The organism is Streptomyces sp. 1-11 (assembly GCF_007176755.1).
Lineage (GTDB): Bacteria > Actinomycetota > Actinomycetes > Streptomycetales > Streptomycetaceae > Streptomyces.
This window is the reverse complement of sequence record NZ_BJTV01000013.1, coordinates 208884-232427: the sequence shown is the minus strand read 5'-3', so window position 1 is coordinate 232427 and position 23544 is coordinate 208884. Positions and strand designations below refer to the sequence as shown.

General features: G+C 74.1%; 23 protein-coding genes and 1 riboswitch. Of the genes, 17 read left to right on the top strand and 6 right to left on the bottom strand.

The features are described from left to right. The first annotated feature begins 111 nt into the window (after positions 1 to 111). A complete protein-coding gene (gene trpD, locus TNCT1_RS26430; protein ID WP_143636554.1) occupies positions 112 to 1176 on the top strand; it encodes an anthranilate phosphoribosyltransferase in 1065 nt (354 codons plus the stop codon). 85 nt (positions 1177 to 1261) lie between these two features. Continuing rightward, positions 1262 to 1378, top strand: a riboswitch (SAM riboswitch). A 179-nt stretch (positions 1379 to 1557) separates the two neighbouring features. Next, positions 1558 to 2928 carry an aminotransferase class V-fold PLP-dependent enzyme gene (locus tag TNCT1_RS26425; protein ID WP_143636552.1) on the top strand — a complete coding sequence of 457 codons (1371 nt, stop codon included), beginning with the start codon at positions 1558 to 1560 and terminating at the stop codon, positions 2926 to 2928. A gap of 46 nt (positions 2929 to 2974) precedes the next feature. Here TNCT1_RS26425 and TNCT1_RS26420 read toward each other — a convergent pair whose 3' ends face one another. Further along, entirely contained in the window at positions 2975 to 3256 is a 282-nt protein-coding gene (locus tag TNCT1_RS26420; RefSeq protein ID WP_143636550.1) for an Lrp/AsnC family transcriptional regulator, read from the bottom strand. Continuing rightward, positions 3253 to 3996 (bottom strand): rhomboid family intramembrane serine protease, encoded by a 744-nt coding sequence (locus tag TNCT1_RS26415; protein ID WP_143636548.1) that lies wholly within the window; start codon positions 3994 to 3996, stop codon positions 3253 to 3255. Before TNCT1_RS26415 ends, TNCT1_RS26420 begins: the two co-directional genes overlap by 4 nt. Positions 3997 to 4148: 152 nt before the next feature. Here TNCT1_RS26415 and TNCT1_RS26410 point away from each other — a divergent pair, with 152 nt between their 5' ends. The 5 genes from TNCT1_RS26410 to TNCT1_RS26390 all read left to right on the top strand — a co-directional run bounded on the left by TNCT1_RS26410 (position 4149) and on the right by TNCT1_RS26390 (position 9498). Continuing rightward, the gene (locus TNCT1_RS26410) at positions 4149 to 4388 is read left to right on the top strand and encodes a hypothetical protein (protein ID WP_029382693.1); all 240 of its coding nucleotides are present in this window, start codon (positions 4149 to 4151) and stop codon (positions 4386 to 4388) included. A gap of 37 nt (positions 4389 to 4425) precedes the next feature. Continuing rightward, on the top strand, positions 4426 to 5769 hold the full coding sequence (locus TNCT1_RS26405; protein WP_143636546.1) for an NYN domain-containing protein: 1344 nt from the start codon (positions 4426 to 4428) through the stop codon (positions 5767 to 5769). A gap of 211 nt (positions 5770 to 5980) precedes the next feature. Beyond that, a complete protein-coding gene (locus TNCT1_RS26400; RefSeq protein ID WP_143636545.1) occupies positions 5981 to 7012 on the top strand; it encodes an NlpC/P60 family protein in 1032 nt (343 codons plus the stop codon). 234 nt (positions 7013 to 7246) lie between these two features. Then, entirely contained in the window at positions 7247 to 8269 is a 1023-nt protein-coding gene (locus TNCT1_RS26395) for an NlpC/P60 family protein (protein ID WP_143636543.1), read from the top strand. Between the two features lie 29 nt (positions 8270 to 8298). Next, positions 8299 to 9498, top strand: a complete 1200-nt coding sequence (locus TNCT1_RS26390) for a hypothetical protein (RefSeq protein WP_143636541.1) — start codon at positions 8299 to 8301, stop codon at positions 9496 to 9498. Here the strand turns inward: TNCT1_RS26390 and TNCT1_RS26385 are convergent. Beyond that, positions 9455 to 10684, bottom strand: coding sequence for a glycosyltransferase family 87 protein (locus TNCT1_RS26385; RefSeq protein WP_143636539.1), 1230 nt, complete (start codon positions 10682 to 10684; stop codon positions 9455 to 9457). The two genes, TNCT1_RS26390 and TNCT1_RS26385, sit on opposite strands and share 44 nt — an antisense overlap. An 83-nt stretch (positions 10685 to 10767) precedes the next feature. On the opposite strand from TNCT1_RS26385, the gene TNCT1_RS26380 reads away from it, so the two are divergent. Next, positions 10768 to 11916 carry a glycosyltransferase family 4 protein gene (locus TNCT1_RS26380; protein ID WP_143636537.1) on the top strand — a complete coding sequence of 383 codons (1149 nt, stop codon included), beginning with the start codon at positions 10768 to 10770 and terminating at the stop codon, positions 11914 to 11916. Between the two features lie 157 nt (positions 11917 to 12073). On the opposite strand, the gene TNCT1_RS26375 is transcribed toward TNCT1_RS26380, so the two are convergent. Continuing rightward, positions 12074 to 13870 carry a long-chain fatty acid--CoA ligase gene (locus TNCT1_RS26375; protein WP_143636535.1) on the bottom strand — a complete coding sequence of 599 codons (1797 nt, stop codon included), beginning with the start codon at positions 13868 to 13870 and terminating at the stop codon, positions 12074 to 12076. Positions 13871 to 14177: 307 nt separating this feature from the next. On the opposite strand from TNCT1_RS26375, the gene TNCT1_RS26370 reads away from it, so the two are divergent. The 6 genes from TNCT1_RS26370 to TNCT1_RS26345 all read left to right on the top strand — a co-directional run bounded on the left by TNCT1_RS26370 (position 14178) and on the right by TNCT1_RS26345 (position 19244). Beyond that, the gene (locus TNCT1_RS26370; protein WP_143636533.1) at positions 14178 to 14975 is read left to right on the top strand and encodes a metallophosphoesterase; all 798 of its coding nucleotides are present in this window, start codon (positions 14178 to 14180) and stop codon (positions 14973 to 14975) included. Positions 14976 to 15101: 126 nt separating this feature from the next. Beyond that, positions 15102 to 15542: an SRPBCC family protein gene (locus tag TNCT1_RS26365; protein ID WP_143636531.1), complete on the top strand. Its 441-nt coding sequence runs from the start codon at positions 15102 to 15104 to the stop codon at positions 15540 to 15542. Positions 15543 to 15684: 142 nt separating this feature from the next. After that, entirely contained in the window at positions 15685 to 16857 is a 1173-nt protein-coding gene (locus TNCT1_RS26360; RefSeq protein ID WP_143636529.1) for an ArsA family ATPase, read from the top strand. Between the two features lie 55 nt (positions 16858 to 16912). Then, the gene (locus tag TNCT1_RS26355; RefSeq protein WP_143636526.1) at positions 16913 to 17404 is read left to right on the top strand and encodes a DUF5304 domain-containing protein; all 492 of its coding nucleotides are present in this window, start codon (positions 16913 to 16915) and stop codon (positions 17402 to 17404) included. Positions 17405 to 17470: 66 nt separating this feature from the next. Next, positions 17471 to 18424, top strand: a complete 954-nt coding sequence (locus TNCT1_RS26350; RefSeq protein WP_143636524.1) for an ROK family glucokinase — start codon at positions 17471 to 17473, stop codon at positions 18422 to 18424. A 67-nt stretch (positions 18425 to 18491) separates the two neighbouring features. Further along, positions 18492 to 19244, top strand: a complete 753-nt coding sequence (locus tag TNCT1_RS26345; RefSeq protein WP_160160432.1) for an endonuclease/exonuclease/phosphatase family protein — start codon at positions 18492 to 18494, stop codon at positions 19242 to 19244. 22 nt (positions 19245 to 19266) lie between these two features. On the opposite strand, the gene TNCT1_RS26340 is transcribed toward TNCT1_RS26345, so the two are convergent. Together TNCT1_RS26340 and TNCT1_RS26335 are read right to left on the bottom strand one after the other, a co-directional pair. Continuing rightward, positions 19267 to 19842, bottom strand: a complete 576-nt coding sequence (locus tag TNCT1_RS26340) for a hypothetical protein (protein ID WP_143636520.1) — start codon at positions 19840 to 19842, stop codon at positions 19267 to 19269. Beyond that, complete coding sequence (locus tag TNCT1_RS26335) at positions 19835 to 20614, bottom strand: carboxylesterase (protein ID WP_143636518.1); 780 nt, start codon at positions 20612 to 20614, stop codon at positions 19835 to 19837. Before TNCT1_RS26335 ends, TNCT1_RS26340 begins: the two co-directional genes overlap by 8 nt. A 148-nt stretch (positions 20615 to 20762) precedes the next feature. Here TNCT1_RS26335 and TNCT1_RS26330 point away from each other — a divergent pair, with 148 nt between their 5' ends. From TNCT1_RS26330 to TNCT1_RS26320, 3 genes are read left to right on the top strand one after another with little or no spacing between them, the layout of a single operon-like run. Then, on the top strand, positions 20763 to 21500 hold the full coding sequence (locus TNCT1_RS26330; RefSeq protein ID WP_174266462.1) for a 1-acyl-sn-glycerol-3-phosphate acyltransferase: 738 nt from the start codon (positions 20763 to 20765) through the stop codon (positions 21498 to 21500). Between the two features lie 22 nt (positions 21501 to 21522). Continuing rightward, positions 21523 to 22755: a MacS family sensor histidine kinase gene (gene macS / locus TNCT1_RS26325; protein ID WP_143636516.1), complete on the top strand. Its 1233-nt coding sequence runs from the start codon at positions 21523 to 21525 to the stop codon at positions 22753 to 22755. Beyond that, a complete protein-coding gene (locus tag TNCT1_RS26320) occupies positions 22752 to 23432 on the top strand; it encodes a response regulator transcription factor (protein ID WP_143636514.1) in 681 nt (226 codons plus the stop codon). Before macS ends, TNCT1_RS26320 begins: the two co-directional genes overlap by 4 nt. Positions 23433 to 23544: the final 112 nt, after the last annotated feature.

Below are 23544 nucleotides of genomic sequence, written 5' to 3'. Positions count from 1 at the left end.
GCCACGCCACAGTCGAAGGGCCCCGTCCGCGAGCCGGACGGGGCCCTTCGCCGTGTCCGGGGCTGGATAGGGTGGGAACACACTGTTCTGCGACGAAACCCAGGAGCGGCTATGAGCGCTGTGACCCCCGCTGGAGGCGACATCGCGGCGGGCCGTTCCTGGCCCGTCCTGCTGAACGGACTGCTGGACGGCCGGGACCTGTCCGCCGACGACACCGCCTGGGCGATGGACCTCATCATGCGCGGCGAGGCGACCGACGCCCAGATCGCCGGGTTCATGGTGGCGCTGCGCGCCAAGGGCGAGACGGTGCAGGAGATCAGCGGGCTGGTACGCACCATGTACGAGCACGCCAACGTGATCGAGGTGCCCGGGCCGGCCGTCGACATCGTCGGCACCGGCGGCGACGGCGCCAAGACGGTGAACATCTCCACCATGTCGTCGATCGTCGTCGCCGGCACCGGGACGAAGGTCGTCAAGCACGGCAACCGCGCCGCGTCCTCCGCCTCCGGCTCCTCCGACGTGCTGGAGAAGCTCGGCATCAACCTCGGCCTGACCCCGCGGCGGGTCGCCGAGGTGGCCGAGGAGGCCGGCATCACCATCTGCTTCGCGGTGAGGTTCCACCCCTCGCTGCGCCATGTCGCCGCGGCCCGCGGTCAGCTGGGGATCCGCACCACCTTCAACGTGCTCGGCCCGCTGACCAACCCGGCCCGGGTGCGCGCCCAGGCGGTCGGGGTGGCCGACCCGCGCATGGCGCCGATCGTGGCCGGGGTCCTCGCCGAGCGCGGGAACTCCGCCCTGGTGTTCCGGGGCGACGACGGCCTGGACGAGCTGACCACCACCTCCACGTCCCGGGTGTGGGTGGTCCGGGACGGCAAGGTCGCCGAGGAGCGCTTCGACCCCCGGGACGCCGGCATCGACCTGGTCCCCGTGGAGGCGCTGCGCGGCGCCGACGCCTCGTACAACGCGGAGGTGGCCCGGCGGGTGCTGGACGGCGAGCGCGGTCCCGTGCGGGACGCGGTGCTGCTGAACTCGGCGGCGGCGCTGGTCGCCCTGCGGCCGACCGACGAGCCGCTCACCGAGCAGCTCCGCGCGGGCATGGCGAGGGCGGCGGAGTCGATCGACTCCGGGGCGGCCGGGCGGACGCTGGAGCGGTGGGTGGCGGCCAGCAACGCCTGACCCCCGCCCGGTGCGACGCGGGGCGCGGTCCGGATGGCGGACCGCGCCTTGCGCGCCGTAGATCGTGTGGCAGGATACTGAACCAGGTCATGAGCGACAGCCATTCGGCCCCGGCCGGCTGTCCGGCAACCCTCCGTCCGTGGCGGGGTGCCCCGGGTGAGGACCAGGCCGTGGGCAGCGAGGTCCACGGCAAGCGCGGACCCCTCGCGCCGCTCCCGCGGGAGCGCGGGACCAGGGGTCCTGGTCGTCGAGGGAGCCTTCTGTGAGCAAGCGAATGCGATAGGGCGTCGAGCCCCGCCTCCGCGTACCCCTTTCACCTTCCGCCGTGCTCGAGCCGTACCGCTCGCACGGTGATCCCAGCCTGCCTCACGGGAGTTCACCATGTCCGTATCCACCGCTGCCGCCGCCCGGACCACCTGTGACGAGCTGCCCGTCCTCGGCCGGGACGTCACCGTCCCGCTCGTGACCGGCGGCGAGGTCGCCTACGCCGCGCTGGACTACGCCGCCAGCGCCCCCGCCCTGCAGCGCGTCTGGGACGACGTGGCCGCCTACGCGCCCTACTACGGCAGCGTCCACCGCGGCGCCGGCTACCTCTCCCAGCTGTCCACCGACCTGTTCGAGAACGCCCGCCGGACGGTCGCCAGGTTCCTCGACTGCCGCGAGAGTGACCAGGTGGTCTTCACCCGGTCGACCACCGACTCCCTCAACCTCCTCGCCCGCGCGCTCCCGGCCGGCTGCGAGGTGTTCGTCTTCGAGACCGAGCACCACGCCTCCCTGCTGCCGTGGCAGGACGCGCGGGTGACCGTCCTCGACGCGCCGCGCACCCCGCGGCGGGCCGTGGAGGCCCTGGAGCGGGCCCTCGCCGGCCGCGACCCGTACGGCCCGGCCCTGGTGTGCGTCACCGGCGCCTCCAACGTCACGGGCGAGCTGTGGCCGGTGCGCGAGCTGGCCGCCGCGGCCCACGCGCACGGTGCCCGGATCGTCCTGGACGCCGCCCAGCTCGTCCCGCACCACCCGGTGTCGGTCCAGGACCTGGACGTCGACTGGGTGGCCTTCTCCGGTCACAAGCTGTACGCGCCCTTCGGCTCCGGCGTGCTGGCCGGCCGGTCCGACTGGCTGGCCGCGGCCGAGCCGTACCTCGCGGGCGGCGGCGCCAGCCGCAGGGTCACCCGGCGCACCGACGGGGGCGTGGACGTGGAGTGGCACGAGAGCGCCGCGCGCCACGAGGCCGGCTCCCCGAACGTGATCGGCGCCTACTCCATCGCCTCCGCCTGCAAGGCCCTCGCCGAGGCCGGCTGGGACAGCCTCGTCGCCCGTGAGCAGCACCTTCTCGCCCGGGTCCGGGCCGGTCTCGCCGAGGTGCCCGAGGTCAGGGTGCTCTCGCTGTTCGGCGACGACGCCCCGCGGGTCGGCGTGCTCTCCTTCGTCGTCGAGGGCTGGAACAGCTCCCACTTCGCCGCCGCGCTCTCCGCCGAGTACGGCATCGGCGTCCGCGACGGCCTGTTCTGCGCCCACCCGCTGGTCCGCACCCTGCTGGGCGGCGACCCGGGCACCCAGGGCGAGTGCGGGGCGCCCGAGGCGGCGCCGGGCGAGAAGTCGCTGAACGCCGTCCGGGTCAGCTTCGGGGCGGGCACCCCCGACGAGCACGTGGAGCGCTTCGTCGACGCGGTGCGGGAACTGGTCCGCGACGGCGCGCGGTGGCGTTACCGCACGGAGGACGGCCGCTGCGTGCCGGTCCGCGACCAGCCCTGAGCCGGGCGCGGACTGCCAGGGCCTGTCCGGCCCCAGGAGGCGGCGTTCACGAGTCGAGACCGATCGCGAACGCCGCCTCCAGGTCGTGCTGGGAGTACGTGCGGAACGCGACGTGCGTGTCGGTGGCCTCCACGCCGGGGATCTTGCTGATCCGCCCGGGGATGACGTCGGCCAGGTCCTCGTGCTGCCGCACCCGGACCATGGCGATGAGGTCGTAGGTGCCGGTGACGGAGAAAACCTCGCTCACCGACTCCAGCGAAGCGATCCGCTCCGCGATCTCGGGGATCCGGTCCACGCTGGTCTTGATGAGGACAATCGCGGTGATCACGGCAGGTTCTCTCCCTCGGGTGCCGGGGCCGGTGCGGGCTTCACTCTAGTAGTCGGCCCGTAGCGCACCCACGCGTAGCCGAGGCCCAGGCCGAAGCCGATCAGGTGGGCGAGGTAGGCCACCCCCGGGCCCTGGCCGGAGCGGCCCGCCGCGAGCCACTGCAGGGCCGCCCAGAAGGGCAGCACCACCCAGGCCGGGAAGCGCAGGGGCAGGAAGAACAGGAAGGGGAGGAGACTGGTCACACGGGCACGGGGGAACAGGTACAGGAACGCTCCGAGGACCGCCGAGATCGCCCCCGAGGCGCCGACCAGCGACTGTCCGGAGGTGGCGTTGGCGGCCGCGTAGCCGAGCAGGGCCAGGTACCCGCAGCCGACGTAGAAGAGGGTGAACTCCACCCGGCCCATCCGTTCCTCGGTCATCAGCCCGAAGACGAAGAGGAAGAGCATGTTGCCGAGCAGATGCACCCAGCTGCCGTGCACGAACAGGGCGGTGGCCGGGGTCAGGGCGGCCCGCAGCGACGGGTCGAACAGCTCGGCCGGGACCACGCCCCAGTGGCGGAAGTACGCCCGCTGCGCCGCGAACAGCGCCCCGCCCGAGCCGTACGCCGGGGTGAGTCCGGACGCCGGGCCCAGCACGAAGATCAGGGTGCACAGGACGAGGAGGACGTACGTCATCGGCGCGGAGACGCCCCGGACCGCCCGGAACGCTCCGCGGGCCGCCGTGCCCCAGGTGCGGATCATGACTACAGAGCATGACGTAAGGGGACGCAAGCGCACAGACCGCCTCGCCGCCGTGGACGGACGGGCGGCGAGCGACCGCCAGGCCGTAGGGTTACGAGCCACACGCGCCGGGGAGCGGCGCGCACCGACGAAGAAGGAAGCGAACAGTCACGATGACGGTTCCCCTGCCGACCGCCACGACACGATGGCGCTGCGCCCTCTGCGGCAACCTCACCCGCTTCGACGTGACCCGCTCGTCGAAGGTCGTCGAGTACGTTCACCTGGACCTCGCGGGAGAGCCGACGGTCGAGGAGCGCGAGGTGGTCAGTGAGACCATCGAGTCGGTCCGCTGCCGCTGGTGCAACGCGGTGGACCAGGTGGAACTCGTGGACAGGCCGGGCGCCGGCTCCTGAGCGGAGCGGGCCCCGTACGGATATTGGGGTGTGACGGATGGTGGAGACCGCAGGCGGGGGGCCGGGCGACGGCACCGCCGAGGTGCTTGACCGTCCGCTGCCCGACGGCGTGCGCCGGCGGGTCGTGCAGATCGTCTCGGACGCCTTCGGCCTGCTGACGGTGACGGAACTGCCCACCCAGCTGCGGCAGTACGCCCGGTTCGCCCCCAATCGCCGGGCCAAGTTCGCCGGCAACGCGATGGCGGCCGCGCTGGAGACCGACGGGCTGTTCCGGCAGCGGGTCGCGGAGAAGTTCAGAGAGGCGCAGCCGGAACTCTCCGGCGCCCTCGACTCCGGCTCGCCGCCCCCGGCCGCGGACCCGCTCGAAGTGGCGGCCGCGGCCTACGTACTGCGGCCCGCGGGCTGGGTGAAGCTGGTCACCGCGGCCGGCGAGGAGGCGCAGCGCGCCGACGCCGAGCGGGCCGACGAGGAGGGCCGGGCCGAACTCGAGCGGCTGCGCGCCGAACTCGCCCAGGCCCGTGAGCAGACCCGCGCCGAGACCGAACGGCTGCGCGCCGAGGCGGAGTCGGCGAAGCGGGAGGCGGAGTCCCTGCACCGCAAGCTGCGTGCCGCGCTCAGCGACGTCAAGCGCGGTGAGGCCGCGCTGCGCAAGTCGCGGGGCGAGACCGAGACCGTGCGCGCCGAGGGGCAGGCACAGCTCTCGGCCGCCGAGAGCGAGTCGCGGCGGCTCAAGGCGCGCCTCGGTGAGGTCGAGGCGGCGCTGGAGGCCACCCGGCGGGCGGCCCGCGAGGGCCGCAGCGTCGAGGACATGCGGGTGCGGCTGCTGCTGGACACCCTGCTGGACGCCGCCCAGGGCCTGCGGCGCGAGCTCGCCCTGCCGCCGGTCTCGGTGCGGCCGGCCGAGACCGTGGACGCGGTCGAACCGGGGCGGATGACCCCGAAGGACATCGCGGCCCGGGCGCTGTCCGAGAACGACCCGGCGATCCTCGACCAGTTGCTGGCGCTGCCGCAGGCGCATCTGGTGGTCGACGGCTACAACGTCACCAAGACCGGTTATCCGCAGATGCCGCTGGAGAAGCAGCGGCTGCGCCTGCTGGGCCAGCTCTCCGCGCTCGCCGCGCAGACCGGCGCCGAGGTGACCTGCGTCTTCGACGGCGCCGAACTGGCCGCGCCGGTGCTGCTCGCGCCGCCGCGCGGGGTGCGGGTGCTGTTCTCCAAGCCGGGCGTCACGGCGGACGAGCTGATCCGGCAGCTCGTGCGCGCCGAGCCGCCGGGCCGTCCGGTCATCGTCGCCTCCACCGACCGGGAGGTGGCCGACGGGGTCGCCCGCGCCGGTGCCCGTCCGGTGGCCTCTGCGGTACTTCTGAAGCGACTGTCCTGAACGTGCAATGCGCATATGCATTGCCCGAATTGGACGTATCGTCACGCAACGTAGTGTCAATCCGGCATCACCGCACGTGAGTTGTGTGCAAAGAATGCGTTGCGTCACCGGGTTTTTCGCCGCAGGGATTTGAACTGATCACAACTGGGTCACTAGGGTCTGGCTCGAACCTCCGAACGGGTGATCACTCACAAGAAGGAGATCGTCCCTCGTGGCGTCCCACCGTCGACCCAAGCAGCCCAGCCGCACGCGTGTCACCGTGCTGACCACCGCGGCCGCGGCCGCCGTCGTGCTGAGCGCGAACGCCGCCAACGCCGCCCCGAGTGAGAAGCTCGGCAAGGACGAGGTCAAGGCGAAGGTCGACACGCTCTACGAGCAGGCCGAGCAGGCCACCGAGAAGTACAACGGGGCCAAGGAGAAGCAGCAGAAGCTGCAGAAGGAAATCTCCACCATCCAGGACAACGTGGCCCGGGGCCAGGAGGAGCTGAACAAGCTCCGCGACGGCCTGGGTTCGCTGGCCACCGCGCAGTACCGCTCCGGCGGCATCGACCCCTCGGTCCAGCTCTTCCTGTCCGCCGATCCGGACGACTACCTCGACAAGGCCTCCACGCTCGACCAGTTGAGCGGTCAGCAGGTCGAGGCGCTGAAGAAGATCCAGGACAAGCAGCGCCAACTCGCCCAGGAGCGGGCCGAGGCCACCGAGAAGCTCAAGGACCTGGCCGCCACCCGCACCGAGCTGGGCAACAAGAAGAAGGAAGTCCAGGGCAAGCTCGCCGAGGCGCAGAAGCTGCTCAACACCCTGACCGCCAAGGAGAAGGCGGCCCTCGCCGCCGAGCAGCAGCGCGCCAACCGCTCCTCCACCGACCGTGTGGACCTGGGCAACGACACCTCCGCCTCCGGCCGGGCCGCCGCCGCCTTCTCCGCCGCGCAGAGCAAGATCGGCACCCCGTACGTCTACGGCGCCTCCGGTCCGTCCTCCTTCGACTGCTCGGGTCTGACCTCCTGGGCCTACGCCCAGGCCGGCGTCTCCATACCGCGCACCTCCGAGGCCCAGGCGGGCTACGGCGCCCACCTGTCGATGAGCCAGCTCCAGGTCGGCGACCTGGTCTTCTTCTACGGCGACCTGCACCACGTCGGCCTCTACGCCGGCAACGGCCAGGTGCTGCACGCCCCGCACACCGGCGCCGTGGTCCGCTACGAGTCGATCAACAACATGCCCTTCCAGTTCGGCGTCCGCGTCTGACCCCGTCCGGCGCCTGCTCCAAGACGCCCGAAAGGGCGAATCCCGAGTACCGCGACTGACCCCCCGCCCCGCCCTGACCTGCGTCAGCGGCGGGGCGCGGTGGTCACGGGGCCGTTGACGCCCTTTGGCCGCCGTCCTCCCGCACGGTTACTGTCTGCCGCGTTTCCCCGGCGCGGGGGCCTCCCCGTCCCCCGCGCCGGGGGACCGCTCCTGTCCGCCAGCAGAAGGACCGCCGTGGGTTCCCATCGCCGTCTCGCACCGTCCGGGTTCGACCGGGGCGCATCGACCGCCCTGTGCGCGTTGTCGGCGGCGGTCGCCGCCCTCGGGGCCGTACCGGCCGACGCGGCGCCGCACCGGAACACGCGCGCCGAGGTGGACCGCCTCTACGAGGAGGCCGAGAAGGCGACCCAGGCCTACGACAAGGCCGACGAGCGGGCCGACGCGCTGCGCCGCGAGGTCCGGGTCGCGCAGGAGCACATCGCGCGCCGCCAGCAGCGCGTCAACACCATGCGGGAGCGGCTGGGCTCGCTGGCCGGCGCCCAGTACCGCTCCGGCGGCCTCGACCCGGCCGTCGCCCTGCTCCTGTCCGACGACCCGGACGACTACCTCGACCGCGCCTCCACCCTCGACCGCATCGGCGCCCAGCAGGCCGGGCAGCTCAGGGAGTTGCGGACGCAGCTGCGGCAACTCGCCCAGGAACGCGCCGAGGCCGCCGGGAAGCTCGCGGAACTCCAGCGCGACCGCAGGGCCGTCGACACCCACAAGCGGATCGTGGAGCGCAAGCTGGCCCGGGCCCGCCAACTGCTCAACTCCCTGCCCGCCGCCGAACGCGCCGCCTACGGCCGGGCCTCCCGCGACGGCCGAATCGACCTGCCCGGGCTCTCGGACCTGGCCGGCGCCGTCGCCCCCGACGCCCGCGCCGCGGCCGCCGTCGCCGCCGCCCGGTCCGCGCTCGGCCGCCCCTACGTGTGGGGCGCCAGCGGGCCGTCCGGCTTCGACTGCTCGGGGCTGATGCAGTGGGCGTACGCGCGGGCCGGCGTCCATCTGCCGCGCACCTCCCAGGACCAGCGGCACGCCGGCCGGCAGGTCCCGCTGTCCGAGGCGCGCCCCGGCGACCTGGTCGTCTACCGCTCCGACGCCAGCCACGTCGGCATGTACGTCGGCGGCGGCCGGGTGATCCACGCGCCCCACCCGGGGGCGCCGGTGCGCTACGACCCGGTCGGGATGATGCCGATCGCCTCCGTCACCCGCCCCTGACCTCCGCCGGCGCGCCGTACGATCGGCGGGTGACTGTTCGTGGACGGGCGCCGCGGACCTGGCGCGCCGCGGCGGCGGGGCTCTGCCTGCTGTTCCTGCCGCCACTGGCCGGGTGCGCCGGGCGGACCGCCGCCGACCCGGTCACCGCCGAGGTGCAGCGGGTCCTCGACCGGCGCTCCGCGGCCCTGCTCGGGCACGACGAGACGGCCTTCGGCGCCACCGGCGCCCGCACCGCCTACGTCCGGCTGCGGGCCCTGCCGCTGGCCTCCTGGGCGTACCGGGTGACGGCACTGCGCCACGCCGGCTCCGGCGCGACCGCCGACACCGAGCTGCGCTACCGGGTCGCCGGCTACGACAGCGCGCCGGTCACCGTCCGCCGCACCCTCACCCTGCGCCGCGACGGCGGCCGCTGGTACGTCACCGGGGACCGGCCCGCCGCGAAGACCGGGCAGCAGCTCTGGGACCAGGGCCGGGTCACCGCCGTCAGCGGCGCGCACAGCCTGGTCCTGGGAACCGGCCGCAGCGCCGCCGAGCTGCGCCGCTACGCCCGGCTCGCCGACCGCGCCGTACCGGCCGTCTCCGCGGCGTGGGGGACGGCCTGGACGCGGCGGCTCGTCGTGCTGGTCCCGCGGAGCCTCGCGGGCATGGCCGGCCTGCTCGGCTCGCCCGCCTCCGGCTACCGGGGCATCGCCGCGGTCACCACCGGCGAGGCGGGCAGCCCGGGGCGGACGCCCGCGGACCGGGTGGTGGTCAACCCGGAGGCGTACGCCGTGCTGGGCGAGGTCGGCAAGCAGGTGGTGCTCACCCACGAGACCACCCACGTGGCCACCCGGGCGCAGACCACCGCGGCCACCCCGCTCTGGCTCTCCGAGGGATACGCCGACTGGATCGGCTACCTCGGCACCGGACGCACCCCGGCCGAGGCCGCGCCGGAACTGGCCCGCGCGGTCCGGGACGGCAAGGCGCCGGCGGCCCTGCCCACCGACCGGGACTTCGCCTTCAGCGGCGATCCCACCCGCCTCGCCCAGGCCTACGAGGGCGGCTGGCTGGCCTGCCGGATGATCGCCGCCCACTGGGGCGAGAGCCGCCTCGGCGCCTTCTACCGGGCCGTCGGCGCGCACGGCGAACGCGCGGGCGCCCTCGCCGACGCCCTGCACAGGGTCCTCGGCACCACCCCGGAGGCGTTCACCGCCCGGTGGCGCGCGTACGTGCGGGATCAGCTGGGCTGAGCGGCACGGGACCGGCGGGCGCCGGGACGGTGGCGCGCCACAGGGCCCGGGCCGCGGTGAGGGCGGCGGCGAGCAGCAGGCCGTTGCGCAGGAGCAGCAGGGCGACGCCGTAGGTGTCGCTCACGATGACGTGCGCGAAGCCGATCGGGAACTCCAGCAGCGTCACGAAGGCGGCCGCCAGGACCAGTGCGGCGGGCCTGCCGGTCCGGCTCGCCCGGTGGCACCCGCACACGGCGGCCAGGCCGACCAGCCACACCAGGTACTGCGGGCTGATCACCCGGCTGGTGACGGTGAAGAGCAGTACCGCGGTGAACGCCGCGTCCGCGGGCGTGTGCGGCTCGAACCGGGTCGCCCGCACCCGCCACAGCAGCAGCCAGCCGAAGGCGCCGGCGCTGAGCACCACGGCCGCCTTGCCGACCGCCCCGACATACGGGCCGAGGAACTCCACCGAGCCGTAGTTCAGCACCACCTCGCCCGGCCAGCCGAAGCGCCGGGCCACATGCAGGACCAGGCCGCCCAGCGACTCCACCTCGGTGCCCCGGTCGCGCTGGAAGGCCAGGAAGGCGAAGGCGCCCGGCATCGCCACCGCGAACAGGGCCGCGCCGCCGCCCGCGGTCACCGCCGCCGCGCACCACGTCCGCAGCCGTGCGGCGCCCACCAGCAGCAGGGCGGGCCACACCTTCAGCAGGGCCCCGAACGCCGCCAGCGCGCCCATCAGCCGGGGGTGGCGGGTCCCGGCGGACAGGGCCGCCACGGCCACCGCGGTCACCATCAGGTCGTAGCGGGCGTACGCCGTCGGGCCGAGCAGCGGCAGACCCGCCACCCAGATCCAGGCGCCGCGCGAGGACCGCCCCGGGCCCCGGCCCGCGTGCGCCAGCAGCCCGAACACCACCAGGTCGGCCAGGCAGCTCAGGACGAAGAAGGCGGCCGCGTAGCCGAGGAACGGCAGCAGGTCGGGGGAGAGCACCGCGAGCGCGGCGGCGGGCGGGTACTGCCAGGTCACGTCGTCCAGCGGGAACGTGCCCCGGCGCAGCACCCCGGCCCAGCCCTGGTAGATCACCGACACGTCGGTGGTGACATCGGCACCGGGCAGCGAGAACACCCGGAAGACCAGGAGCAGCAGCACCAGCCGGGTCGCGCACCAGGCCCACGGCAGCGCCGCCCGCCGTCCGCCCGTCGTCCTCACGCGTGCTCCCGTCCGTCCGCGGCCCCTGGCCGGCCGGCCACGGCCGCCCGGCCCGTCACGGGCGCGCGGTAGGGTCGGCGGCGATGCACAAGACCCTCATCGTCACCAACGACTTCCCGCCCCGGCCGGGCGGCATCCAGGCGTTCCTGCACAACATGGCCCTCCGGCTGGACCCCGAGCGGCTGGTCGTCTACGCCTCCACCTGGAAGCGCGGACAGGAGGGGGCCCGGGCCACGGCCGCCTTCGACGAGGACCAGCCCTTCACCGTCGTACGCGACCGTACGACCATGCTGCTGCCGACGCCCGTGGCGACCCGCCGGGCGGCCGGCCTTCTGCGGGAGCACGGCTGCACCTCGGTGTGGTTCGGGGCGGCCGCGCCGCTCGGTCTGATGGCGCCGGCCCTCCGCAGGGCCGGCGCCGAGCGGCTGGTGGCGACCACCCACGGCCACGAGGCGGGCTGGGCCCAGCTCCCCGCGGCGCGGCGGCTGCTGCGCCGGATCGGCGAGTCCACGGACACCCTCACCTACCTCGGCGAGTACACCCGCTCCCGGATCGCGGCCGCCCTCACCGAGGACGCGGCCCGGCGCATGACGCAACTGCCGCCCGGGGTCGACGAGAAGACCTTCCACCCGGACTCCGGCGGCGCCGAGGTACGGGCGCGGCTCGGGCTCACCGAGCGGCCGGTGGTGGTGTGCGTCTCCCGGCTGGTGCCGCGCAAGGGCCAGGACACCCTCATCCGCGCCATGCCCCGCATCCTGGCCGCCGAGCCGGACGCCGTGCTGCTGATCGTCGGCGGCGGCCCCTACGAGCGGGACCTGCGCCGGCTGGCCCGGGAGACCGGCGTCGACGCCTCGGTGCGCTTCACCGGCGCCGTGCCCTGGTCCGAACTGCCCGCGCACTACGGCGCCGGCGACGTCTTCGCCATGCCGTGCCGCACCCGGCGCGGCGGGCTGGACGTGGAGGGCCTCGGCATCGTCTACCTGGAGGCCTCCGCCACCGGGCTGCCGGTCGTCGCCGGGGACTCCGGCGGCGCGCCGGACGCGGTGCTGGACGGCGAGACCGGCTGGGTCGTACGCGGCGGCGAACCGGCCGAGGCGGCCGAGCGGATCACCGCCCTGCTCGGCGACGCCGGGCTGCGCCGCCGGATGGGCGAGCGCGGCCGCCAGTGGGTCGAGGAGCGGTGGCGCTGGGACCTGCTGGCGGACAGGCTCAAGGACCTGCTCCAGGCCTGAGACGACGGCGGCCTGCCTCCGGCGGCGAGGCCGCTCTCGCGGCGGGCCCTGGACGGACGCGGGCCGGCGGGCGCCTGCCGGCCGGCTGTGGGCACGGACGCCGTCGGCGCGGGGCCCCGCCGGGGACCCGCGCCGTGACGCGCTCTCAGCAGGCGGCCTACTTGGCGTAGATCGCCTCGATCTCGTCCGCGTAGTCCTTCGCCACCACGTTCCGCTTGAGCTTCAGGGACGGGGTGAGGTGGCCCGACTCCTCCGTGAACTGCTCGGTCAGGACGCGGAACTTGCGCACCGACTCCGCCTTGGACACCGCCGCGTTGCCGTCGTCGATCGCCGACTGGATCGCCGCCCGCAGCTCGGGGTCCTTACGCAGCGACGCGGCGGTGGAGCCGGCCGGCTTGCCGTGCTCCTCGGCCCAGCGGCCGAGGAACTCCTCGTCGAGGGTGACCAGCGCGCCGACGAACGGCCGCCCGTCGCCCACCACCATGCACTCGGCGACGAGCGCGTGCGCCCGGATCCGGTCCTCGATCACGGCCGGGGCCACGTTCTTGCCGCCCGCCGTGACGATGATCTCCTTCTTCCGGCCGGTGATGCGCAGGTAGCCGTCCTCGTCCAGGGTCCCTATGTCGCCGGTGTGGAACCAGCCGTCGGCCAGCGCCTCGGCGGTCGCGCCCGGGTTGTTCCAGTACTCCTTGAACAGGTGCTCGCCGTGCAGCAGCACCTCGCCGTCGTCCGCTATCCGGATCACCGAGCCGGGCAGCGGCTGGCCGACCGTGCCGATCTTCTGCCGGTCCCAGGGGTTGAACGCGGTCGCCGCGCAGGACTCGGTCAGGCCGTAGCCCTCCAGCACCGTGAAGCCGATGCCGCGGAAGAAGTGGCCGAGCCGCTCGCCCAGCGGGGCGCCGCCGGAGATCGCGTACTCGCCGCGGCCGCCGAGGACCGCGCGCAGCTTGCTGTAGACCAGCCGGTCGAAGACCTTGTGCTTGATCCGCAGGCCGAGGGCCGGGCCGGAAGCGGTGTCCAGCGCCTTGCTGTAGGCGATCGCGGTGTCCGCCGCCTTGTCGAAGATCGCGCCCTTGCCGTCCGCCTGCGCCTTGGCGCGGGCGGTGTTGTAGACCTTCTCGAAGACGCGCGGCACACCGAGGACCAGGGTCGGCCGGAACGCGGCCAGTTCGTCGGTGAGGTTCTTGATGTCCGGCACGCAGCCCAGCTTGATGGGCGCCATCATCGGGGCGATCTGCACCAGCCGGCCGAAGACGTGCGCCAGCGGCAGGAAGAGCAGCACCGAGCACTCGCCGGTGCGGAACAGCGGGCGCAGCCGCTCGACGATGTTGCCGCACTCGGCGAAGAAGCTGCGGTGGGTGAGCACACAGCCCTTGGGGCGGCCCGTCGTGCCGGAGGTGTAGACGATCGTCGCCGGGTCGTCGGCGCGGGCGAGCGAGCCGCGCTCCTCCACGGTCGCGTCCGCGACGTCCTGGCCGAGCCGGGCCAGTTCCTCCAGGCCGCCGGCCTCGATCTGCCAGACGTGCTTCAGCGCGGGCAGCGAGGCGCGCACCGACTCCACGGCGGCCGCGTGGCCGTCCAGCTCCACGACACAGGCGGTCGCGCCCGAGTCGGACAGGATCCACTGCACCTGCTCCGGCGAACTGGTCTCGTACACCGGCACGGTCACCGCGCCCGCGCTCCAGATCGCGAAGTCCATCAGCGTCCACTCGTACCGGGTGCGGGACATCAGCCCCACCCGGTCGCCCGGCTGCACACCGGCGGCGATGAGGCCCTTGGCGGCGGTGCGCACCTCGGCGAGGAACCGGGTCGCCGTCACGTCCTGCCAGACACCGCCCACGTTGCGGGCGATCACGGCGACGTCGGGATGCTGCGCGGCGTTTCTGCGGACGATGTCGGTCAGGTTGCCGTCGGCAGGGACCTCGTACAAAGCCGGAAGGCTGAACTCGCGCAAGACTGCTGCTCCTCATAGGGCGCCGGCGCCACGACTCTGTGTGATGCGACGGTGCGGTCCAAGGCTCGGGAGTGCTCCGGGAACCACATGCCGATTCACATGTTGAAATCCAGAGCACGACTGGACGGCCCGGACGTTACCCGCCGGTATGGCCTCTACGACAGGGGGTCCCGGTGAGATGTTCGCTGCGTCACACAGGTTGGCGTTCCTTCGCGCACAGTAGTCCACGGCACAACCGACCGGCGAGTAACCGCAGGCCGGACCGGCACTGTTCACAAGGGCCGCGCGCCGCCTACCCTTGATCACCATGGCAACCACACCGGCCGGCGGCCGACGCACCCGCGTCCACGTGGTCAGCGACGTGCACGGCAACGCCCGTGACCTCGCCCGGGCCGGCGAGGGGGCGGACGCCCTGATCTGCCTCGGCGACCTCGTCCTCTTCCTCGACTACGCCGACCACTCGCGCGGCATCTTCCCCGACCTGTTCGGCGAGGAGAACGCGGACCGCATCGTCGAGCTGCGCACCGCCCGCCGGTTCGAGGAGGCGCGCGCCTTCGGGGCCCGGCTGTGGGCCGGGATCGGCACCGACCGGGCCGCCGCGATCGAGCGTGCGGTGCGCAAGCAGTACGCCGAGCTGTTCGCCGCGTTCCCGACGCCGACGTACGCCACCTACGGCAATGTCGACATGCCGCCTCTGTGGCGGGAGTACGCCCGGCCCGGCACCACGGTGCTGGACGGCGAGCGGGTGGAGATCGCCGGCCGGACCTTCGGCTTCGTCGGCGGCGGACTGCGGACGCCGATGCGCACGCCGTACGAGATCGACGACGAGGAGTACGCGGCGAAGATCGAGGCGGTCGGCGAGGTGGACGTGCTGTGCACCCACATCCCGCCGGAGGTGCCCGAACTGGTCTACGACACGGTCGCGCGCCGCTTCGAGCGGGGGAGCAGGGCGCTGCTGGACGCCATCCGCCGCACCAGACCGCGGTTCGCCCTGTTCGGGCACGTCCACCAGCCGCTGGCGCGCCGGATGCGGATCGGCGCGACCGAGTGCGTGAACGTGGGGCACTTCGCGGGCACCGGCCGGCCGTGGGCCCTGGAATGGTGACGGAACGCCGACGCGGACGGGGTGAAGGCGGCTGGTCGGGGGCGCGGTAGCCTTCACGCTGCACACACGTGCGCGGTCCGCGCACGGCAAGAGTCTCTTCGGTCCGCATCTGGAGGAGCCACGGCGATGGCGGAACACACCAGTTCGAGCATCACGATCGAGGCGGCTCCGGCCGACGTCATGGCGGTGATCGCCGACTTCGCCCGCTACCCGGACTGGACCGGCGAGGTCAAGGAGGCCGAGGTGCTCGCGACCGACGGCCGGGGCCGGGCCGAGCAGGTCCGCCTCGTCATGGACGCCGGCGCCATCAAGGACGACCAGACGCTGGCCTACACCTGGACCGGGGAGCACGAGGTCTCCTGGACGCTGGTGAAGTCCCAGATGCTGCGTTCGCTGGACGGCTCCTACCTGCTGAAGCCGGCCGGGCAGGGCGCCACCGAGGTGACCTACCGGCTCACCGTCGACGTCAAGATCCCGATGCTCGGCATGATCAAGCGCAAGGCCGAGAAGGTCATCATCGACCGCGCCCTGGCGGGCCTGAAGAAGCGCGTGGAGTCGGACCGCTGAGCGCCGGCGCGGGTCCCGCCGAGGCCGCCCGCGGACCCGGGGCGGAGGCCTCCCGCCGCCCGCGGCTCCGGCGCCCCCGGGGACGCCGCCCGGCCGCGGCACCGGCAGCCGCCGCCGCGCCCTTCCGTTACCGTTCACCCTCATGCGCACCCTCCTGATCACGGGCCCGGGCGGCGGCGGCCGTACGACCGTCGCGGCCGCCACCGCACGGCGCGCCGCGGCCGCAGGCACCCGCACCGTCCTGCTCGGCGCGGACCACACCGACACCCTCGGCGCGGCGCTGGGCACCGGGACAGGACCGGTCCCCGCCGAGGCCGCCGGGAACCTCACCGTCTGGCGCCCCGACGCGGCCGACCGCTTCCGGCAGGACCTCACCGCCTTCCAGACCCGCGCCGCGAACGTCCTGGACCTGCTCGGCGCCGCCCGGCTGGACGCCGAGGAGGTGACCCCGCTGCCCGGCGCCCAGGAACTCTCCTTCCTGCGCGCCCTGCGGGACGCCGCCCTCTCCGAGCGCTACGACCTCCTCGTCGTCGACCTCCCGCCCCTGCCGCAGGCCCTCCCGCTGCTCGCCCTCCCGGAGGAACTGCGCCGCTACCTGCGCCGGCTGCTCCCGCCCGAGCGGCAGGCGGCCCGCGCCCTGCGCCCGGTCCTCGGCCGGCTGGCCGGCGTCCCGATGCCCGCGCAGTGGCTGTACGAGACGGCGGCCCGCTGGGACACCGAACTCGCCGCGGTGGAGGCCGTGCTCACCGACCGGCACACCACCGTGCGCCTGGTCGCCGAACCCGGTCCGGCCGGCGCCGACGCGGTCCGCACCGCCCGCCTCGGCCTCGCCCTGCGCGGACTGCGCACCGAGAGCCTGGTCGCCAACCGGGTGCTGCCCGACACCGTGCCCGACACCTGGCTCGCCGGGCTCCTGGCGCAGCAGCGCAAGACGCTCGCCGAGTGGCAGGCGGAGCACGACGTCCACTGCGTGCCGCACCTCGGCCGCGACCCGCACGGCGCCGACGACCTCGACGCCCTCGCCGTCCCGGGCGTCAACCAGGCGCCCGCCCCGGTCGAGTGGCCCGTCACCGACTCCCTCGCCGTCGACGGGGTGCTGGTCTGGCACATCCCGCTGCCCGGCGCCGTACGGGAGGACCTGGACCTGATCCGGCGCGGCGACGAACTCGTGGTGAGCGCCGGCCCCTTCCGGCGGATCGTGCCGCTGCCCTCCGCCCTGCGCCGCTGCACCGTCGCCGGCGCCGGGCTGCGCGAGGGCGAGCTGCGCGTCCGGTTCGCGCCCGACCCCGGGCTGTGGCCCGCGGCGGACCGGTGAACGGGTGGGCCGTTCGGGTAACGTCGTAGGGGCGAACCGTAGTCAGGAGTCCGCCATGAGCGAAGAGCGCCCCACATCCGACCCCGCCGCGGAGGTCCACGAGGAGGGGGCGACCGACGCCGACGCCTGGGCCACGGCCTGCGCCGAGGACCTCGCCGCCGAGAAGGCCCGCCGCCACTCCGATCAGGGCCCGCCCCCGGGCTCCGCCGCCGATGAGCTGCGCAGACTCGTGGACACCGTGGCCGACAGGCTGTCCGGCCTGCAGTCCCCGCTCCTCGGGGGCCTCGCCGGCCCCGCCGCCCAGCAGGCGGTACGGCAGGTCGTCCAGCAGGCGAAGGCCGCCGTGGAGCCCGTCCTGGAGCGCAACCCGGACGTGTTCGACCACCTCGCCGCGGCCGGCAACGAACTGCTGGCCGCGTACCGGTCCGCCGTCCACAACCAGGAACGCCGCTGGACCACCGGCGCCTCCGGCCCGAAGGGCGAGGGGACCGACGGCCCCGGCCGGGGCGAGGACGGCGGCCCGGGGGAGCGCATCGACCTGGACTGAAGCCCTCCCACGGCGGGGCCTCGGGTACGGTTGGCCGTAGCGGGGCTCGACCGAACTGAGGGATTCATGGGACTCACCATCGGCGTCGACATCGGCGGCACCAAGATCGCGGCCGGCGTGGTCGACGAGGAAGGCAACATCCTCTCGACGTTCAAGGTGCCGACCCCCACCACGCCCGAGGCCATCGTGGACGCCATCGCCTCGGCGGTGGAGGGCGCGCGCGCCGGGCACGAGATCGTCGGCGTGGGCATCGGTGCGGCCGGTTACGTGAACCGGCAGCGCTCCACGGTCTACTTCGCGCCCAACATCGACTGGCGCAACGAACCGCTCAAGGAGAAGGTCGAGGCCCGCGTGGGCCTGCCCGTCGTGGTCGAGAACGACGCCAACGCCGCAGCCTGGGGCGAGTACAGGTTCGGCGCGGGCAAGGGCCACCGCAACGTCATCTGCATCACCCTCGGCACCGGCCTCGGCGGCGGCATCATCATCGGCAACAAGCTGCGCCGCGGCCACTTCGGCGTCGCCGCCGAGTTCGGCCACATCCGCATGGTGCCGGACGGCCTGCTGTGCGGCTGTGGTTCGCAGGGCTGCTGGGAGCAGTACGCATCCGGCCGCGCCCTGGTGCGCTACGCCAAGCAGCGCGCCAACGCCACCCCCGAGCGCGCCGAGGTGCTGCTCTCCCTCGGCGACGGCACCCCCGACGGCATCGAGGGCAAGCACATCTCCATGGCCGCCCGGCAGGGCGACCCGGTGGCCGTCGACTCCTACCGCGAGCTGGCCCGCTGGGCCGGCGCCGGACTGGCCGACCTGGCCTCGCTCTTCGACCCCTCGGCGTTCATCGTCGGCGGCGGGCTCTCGGACGAGGGCGACCTGGTCCTGGACCCGATCCGCAAGTCCTACAAGCGCTGGCTGGTCGGCGGCAACTGGCGTCCGGTGGCCGACGTGATCGCCGCTCAGCTCGGCAACAAGGCGGGCCTGGTGGGCGCCGCCGACCTGGCCCGGGAGCCCGACCCGATCATGTGACGAGCGTGTACGGCAGTGCCCGCCGATCCTGTCCCGGGACGGCGGGCACCGTCGTATGTTGATCACCATGGCAACCCCGACGCTTCCCGACTCCCGCACCGAACCGGACGGTTCCGCCGTCATCCGGGTCCTCGCCTACAACGTCCGCTCGATGCGCGACGACACCGACGCGCTCGCCCGGGTGATCACCGCCTGCGCCCCCGACCTGGTCCTGGTCCAGGAGGCCCCGCGCTTCTTCCGCTGGCGCAAGAAGCTGGCCCGGCTCGCGGCCGCCTCCGGCCAGGTCGTCCTCACCGGGGGCGCGACGGCCGCGGGCCCGGCGGTCCTGTGCTCGCTGCGCGCTACGGTCGAGCGCACCGAGGACGTGCTCCTGCCGCTCACCCCGGGACTGCACCGGCGCGGCTTCGCCACCGCCGTCGTGACGTTCGGCGCCGCCCGCCTCGGAGTCCTGAGCTGCCACCTGAGCCTGCGGCAGGACGAGCGGCAGGCACAGGGCGGGATGCTCCTGGACCGGCTCGCCGCACTGGGCGTGGAGCACGCCGTCGCGGGCGGTGATCTCAACGAGCGTCCCGACGGCCGCACCTTCCGGCGTCTCGCGGCCGCCCTCCAGGACTGCCGGGCCGTCAGCCCCTGGGGCGGCGAGTTCACCTCCACCGCCGCCGACCCGCACCAGCGCATCGACGCCCTCTTCGCGACCGGGGGCGTCGAGGTCCTCGGCTGCGGGGTGCCCCTGGGCCTGCCGGGCGTGCGCGAGGACGACCTGAGGGCGGCCACCGACCACCTGCCGGTCCTGGCCGCCCTCAGGATCCCGGCCTCCTGACGCGGGGCCGGCGGGCAGTGGGTCAGACCACGGCCCCGCGCCCCGGGTCGTCGTCGCCGTCCTCGTCCGTCCGCATCCGCGTCACCAGCGTCACGAAGCCGCCGAGGAAACCGCCGATGCCCAGGGTCGCCAGGTACCAGGTCATCTGCCAGCCGAGCAGCACGGCCAGCAGGAGCAGCACCGGCCCGCCGACGACCCCCAGCCAGGCGAACCTGGCGGTCGTGTCGGCGGTCGGCAGCGGCGGCGGCTCGGGCGGCACGAAGTGGCCCTCGTCGTCCTCGCCGAGGTCGTCGTCGGACGGCTCGGCCACCCGGTAGTCGCGCGGGCCCACCCCGGGCGCGAACGCCACCGAGCTGCCCAGCGGCCGGTCGGAGCGCGGCTCACCGGGCCCCTCGGCGCCGTCGGCGCCCCCGTCCGGGGCTTCTTCCTTCTCGAGCAGCGCGAGATCCTCGACCGGCTTGAAGGGGCGGCTGCCCGGCGGGTCCGGCGGCTCGGCGCCGTAGCCCGCGACGATCGCCTGCCAGGCGGCCTCCTCGTCGAAGGGCACCCCCTTCTCGTCCGGCTCGCGGTCCCCGCGGTCGGAGTCGTGCTCAGCCAACTGCGGCCGTCCCTTCCTTGCCGGTACTGGGTGCGAGCCGGCCGATGAAGGCGAGGCTCTCCTCGAAGACCCGGTCCGCGTCCTGGTCCAACGTCGCGACGTGGCGACTGTGTTCCAGCACGGTCTCGGTGACGTCCCGGGAGGACACCCGGCTCAGCACGCGCGCCGAGTCGGCCGCCGGGACCACGGGGTCGTGGGCGCTGCGCAGCAGCAGCAGCGGCTGGGTCACCTGGGGCAGCTCGCCGTCCAGCCGGCGCAGGAACACCCGCAGGGAGTCCGCCGCGTGCAGCGGCACCCGGTGGTAGGCCTGCTCCGCCGCGGCTTGAGGGGCCGTGTCACCGGCGACGCGCCTCGCCGAGCGCACCAGGTGCCGGGCCACCGGAAGGGCGTACGCGGACAGGCCGTGCACCCGGTTCGCCGGGTTGACGGCCACGACGCCCGCGACCGCGTCGCCGTGCTTCGCGGCGAGCCGCAGCGCCAGCGCGGCGCCCGTCGAGAGGCCGCCGACGAACACCCGGGAGCAGCGGCCGGCGAGCAGCCGCAGCTCCCGGTCCACCTCCGCGTACCAGTCCTGCCAGCCCGTGACCCGCAGGTCCTCCCAGCGGGTGCCGTGCCCGGGCAGCAGCGGCAGCGACACGGTCAGACCGTGCGCCGCGTGGTGCTCCGCCCAGGGGCGCAGCGACTGGGGCGAGCCGGTGAAGCCGTGGCAGAGGAGGAGTCCCACCTCCCCGCCCTCGTGGCGGTACGGCTCGGCTCCGGGGAGAACCGGCACCTTTCGGGCTCCTGTTCCTGGGAAAAGGCGTGAAGAACTGGCGGATGTGGTTCACCGTACGCGACCGCACCGACACCGACCAGGGTCGTCGGGCCCATTGGCGGCACTCCGGGTTATGGTCTGACCCACGGAAACAGGAGGCACGCGGGTGTTGTACGGCACGATGAAGGTCGCCATCGGAGGGCCGCTGAAGGTCGCCTTCAGGCCCTGGGTGGAGGGCCTGGAGAACATTCCGCCCGTGGGCGCCGCCATCCTGGCGAGCAATCACCTCTCGTTCTCGGACTCGTTCTTCCTGCCCGCGGTCCTCGACCGCAAGGTCACCTTCATCGCCAAGGCCGAGTACTTCACCACCCCCGGCGTCAAGGGCCGCCTCACCGCGGCCTTCTTCAAGGGCGTCGGACAGCTCCCGGTGGACCGGTCCGGGGCGCGCGGCGCCGGCGAGGCGGCGATCAAGAGCGGCATAGAGGTCCTGGAGCGCGGAGAGCTGTTCGGCATCTACCCCGAGGGCACCCGCTCGCCCGACGGCCGGCTCTACCGGGGCAAGCCCGGCGGCCTCGCGCGCGTGGCGCTCGCCACCGGCGCCCCGGTCATCCCGGTCGCCATGATCGACACCGAGAAGATCCAGCCGCCCGGCCAGGTGATGCCCAAGCTGATGCGCCCGGGCATCCGCATCGGCAAGCCCCTGGACTTCAGCCGCTACGCCGGCATGGAGCACGACCGGTTCGTGCTGCGGGCGGTGACCGACGAGGTCATGTACGAGATCATGAAGCTCTCCGGCCAGGAATACGTCGACATCTACGCGACCGCCGCCAAGCGGCAGATCGCGGAGGCGGCGAAGGCGGCCAAGGAGGCGGAGAAGGCGGAGAAGAAGCAGACCGGGAGCTAGCGGGGGATCGGGGGGCGGCGCCATGCCCAGGCGCGAGCGGGTCATGAGGATGTCGGTCGAACTGCCGCTGTGGCGCGCGCTGACCGGCTACCGGGTGCTGACGACGCTGTACGCCATCGGCCTGTGCGCCACCGCGTACGACCACTTCGTGCGCCCCTGGATCGCCGTCGGCTACTACGCGGTCCTGGTCGTGTGGACCCTCGCCACCCTGCCCAGGGTGGCGAACGCGGCGAGCTGCACCCGGGGCTTCCTGGCCGCCGACCTGACCGTCGCGCTCACCGGCATCCTGCTCACCCCGCTCGCCGACAACCACGAGCGGATCGCGGGCGGCGGCCCGACCCTGCCGTCGATATGGACCGCGGGCGCGGTGCTGGCCTACGCGCTCAAGGGCGGCTGGCGCTGGGCCGCCGTGGCGTCCACGGCCGTCGCCGCCGCGAACCTGGTGGAACGCGGCGGCCCGGCCCGGGACACCGTGCACAACGTGATCCTGGTCTGGGTGGCCGCCATCGCCATCGGCTACGTCGTGGAGGTCGCCCGCGCCTCCGAGCGCACCCTCGCCCGCGCCCTGGAGATCGAGGCGGCGACCCGGGAGCGCGAGCGGCTCGCGCGGGACATCCACGACGGCGTGCTCCAGGTGCTGGCGATGGTGCAGCGGCGCGGCGCCGACCTCGGCGGTGAGGCCGCCGAACTCGGGCGGCTGGCCGGGGAGCAGGAGGCGGCGCTGCGCACGCTGGTCTCCGGCGGCCTGCTGCCGGTGTCCCGGGTCTCGGAGGACGCCGCCGACGGAGCCGTCGTACGCGCCGTCGAGGAGCCGTACGACGGTGAACCGGACGGCCCGGTCGACCTGCGCCCGCTGCTCGCCCGCCACGCGGGCGCACGGACCGGCCTCGCCGAGCCCGGCGCCCCGGTCGAACTGCCGGGACCGGCCGCGCGGGAACTGGCGGCGGCGGTCGGCGCGGCCCTGGACAACGTGCGCCGGCACGCCGGAACCGGGGCCCGCGCCTGGATCCTGGTCGAGGACGAGCCGGACGAGATCGTCGTGACCGTACGGGACGACGGCCCCGGCATCCCCGAGGGCCGGCTGGCCCAGGCCGAGGGCGAGGGCCGGCTGGGCGTGGCCCAGTCGATCCGCGGCCGGCTGCGCGACCTCGGCGGCAGCGCCGAGCTGATCTCGGTGCCCGGACAGGGCACGGAAGTCGAACTGAAGGTACCGAAGGGCGCCCTGCGGGCGCCGGGGGAGGCGGAGCGGCGATGACGCAGCAGCAGGACCCGATCCGGGTCATGGTGGTCGACGACCACCCGATGTGGCGCGACGCGGTGGCCCGGGACCTGACCGAGTCCGGCTTCGAGGTGGTCGCCACCGCCGGCGACGGCGAACAGGCGGTCCGCCGGGCCAGGGCCGCGGCCCCGGACGTCCTCGTGCTGGACCTCAACCTGCCCGCCAAACCCGGTGTGACGGTGTGCAAGGAACTGGTCGCCCACAATCCCGCGCTGCGCGTCCTGGTGCTCTCCGCCAGCGGCGAGCACGCCGACGTGCTGGAGGCGGTGAAGTCCGGCGCCACGGGCTACCTGCTGAAGTCGGCCTCGACCGGGGAGCTGCTGGACGCGGTGCGCCGTACCGCGGCCGGCGACCCGGTGTTCACCCCGGGCCTGGCCGGACTGGTCCTCGGCGAGTACCGGCGCCTGGCCGCCGAGCCCGCGCCCGCGCCGGACGGCGACGGCCGGCCCGGCGCGCCCCGGCTCACCGACCGGGAGACCGAGGTGCTGCGGCTGGTCGCCAAGGGCCTGAGCTACAAGCAGATCGCCGAACGCCTCGTCATCTCCCACCGCACCGTGCAGAACCACGTCCAGAACACCCTCGGCAAGCTCCAGTTGCACAACCGGGTCGAGCTGGTGCGGTACGCGATCGAGCGCGGCCTCGACGAGGAGTGACACCGGCCGGCCGCGCGGCCCGCCGACAATTCACCGGAATCGCCCTCCCCGCCTCTCGCCGTGTGACGCGCATCACCATTACCGTGAGTGAGCGTCAGGTAACCGCGGTGAA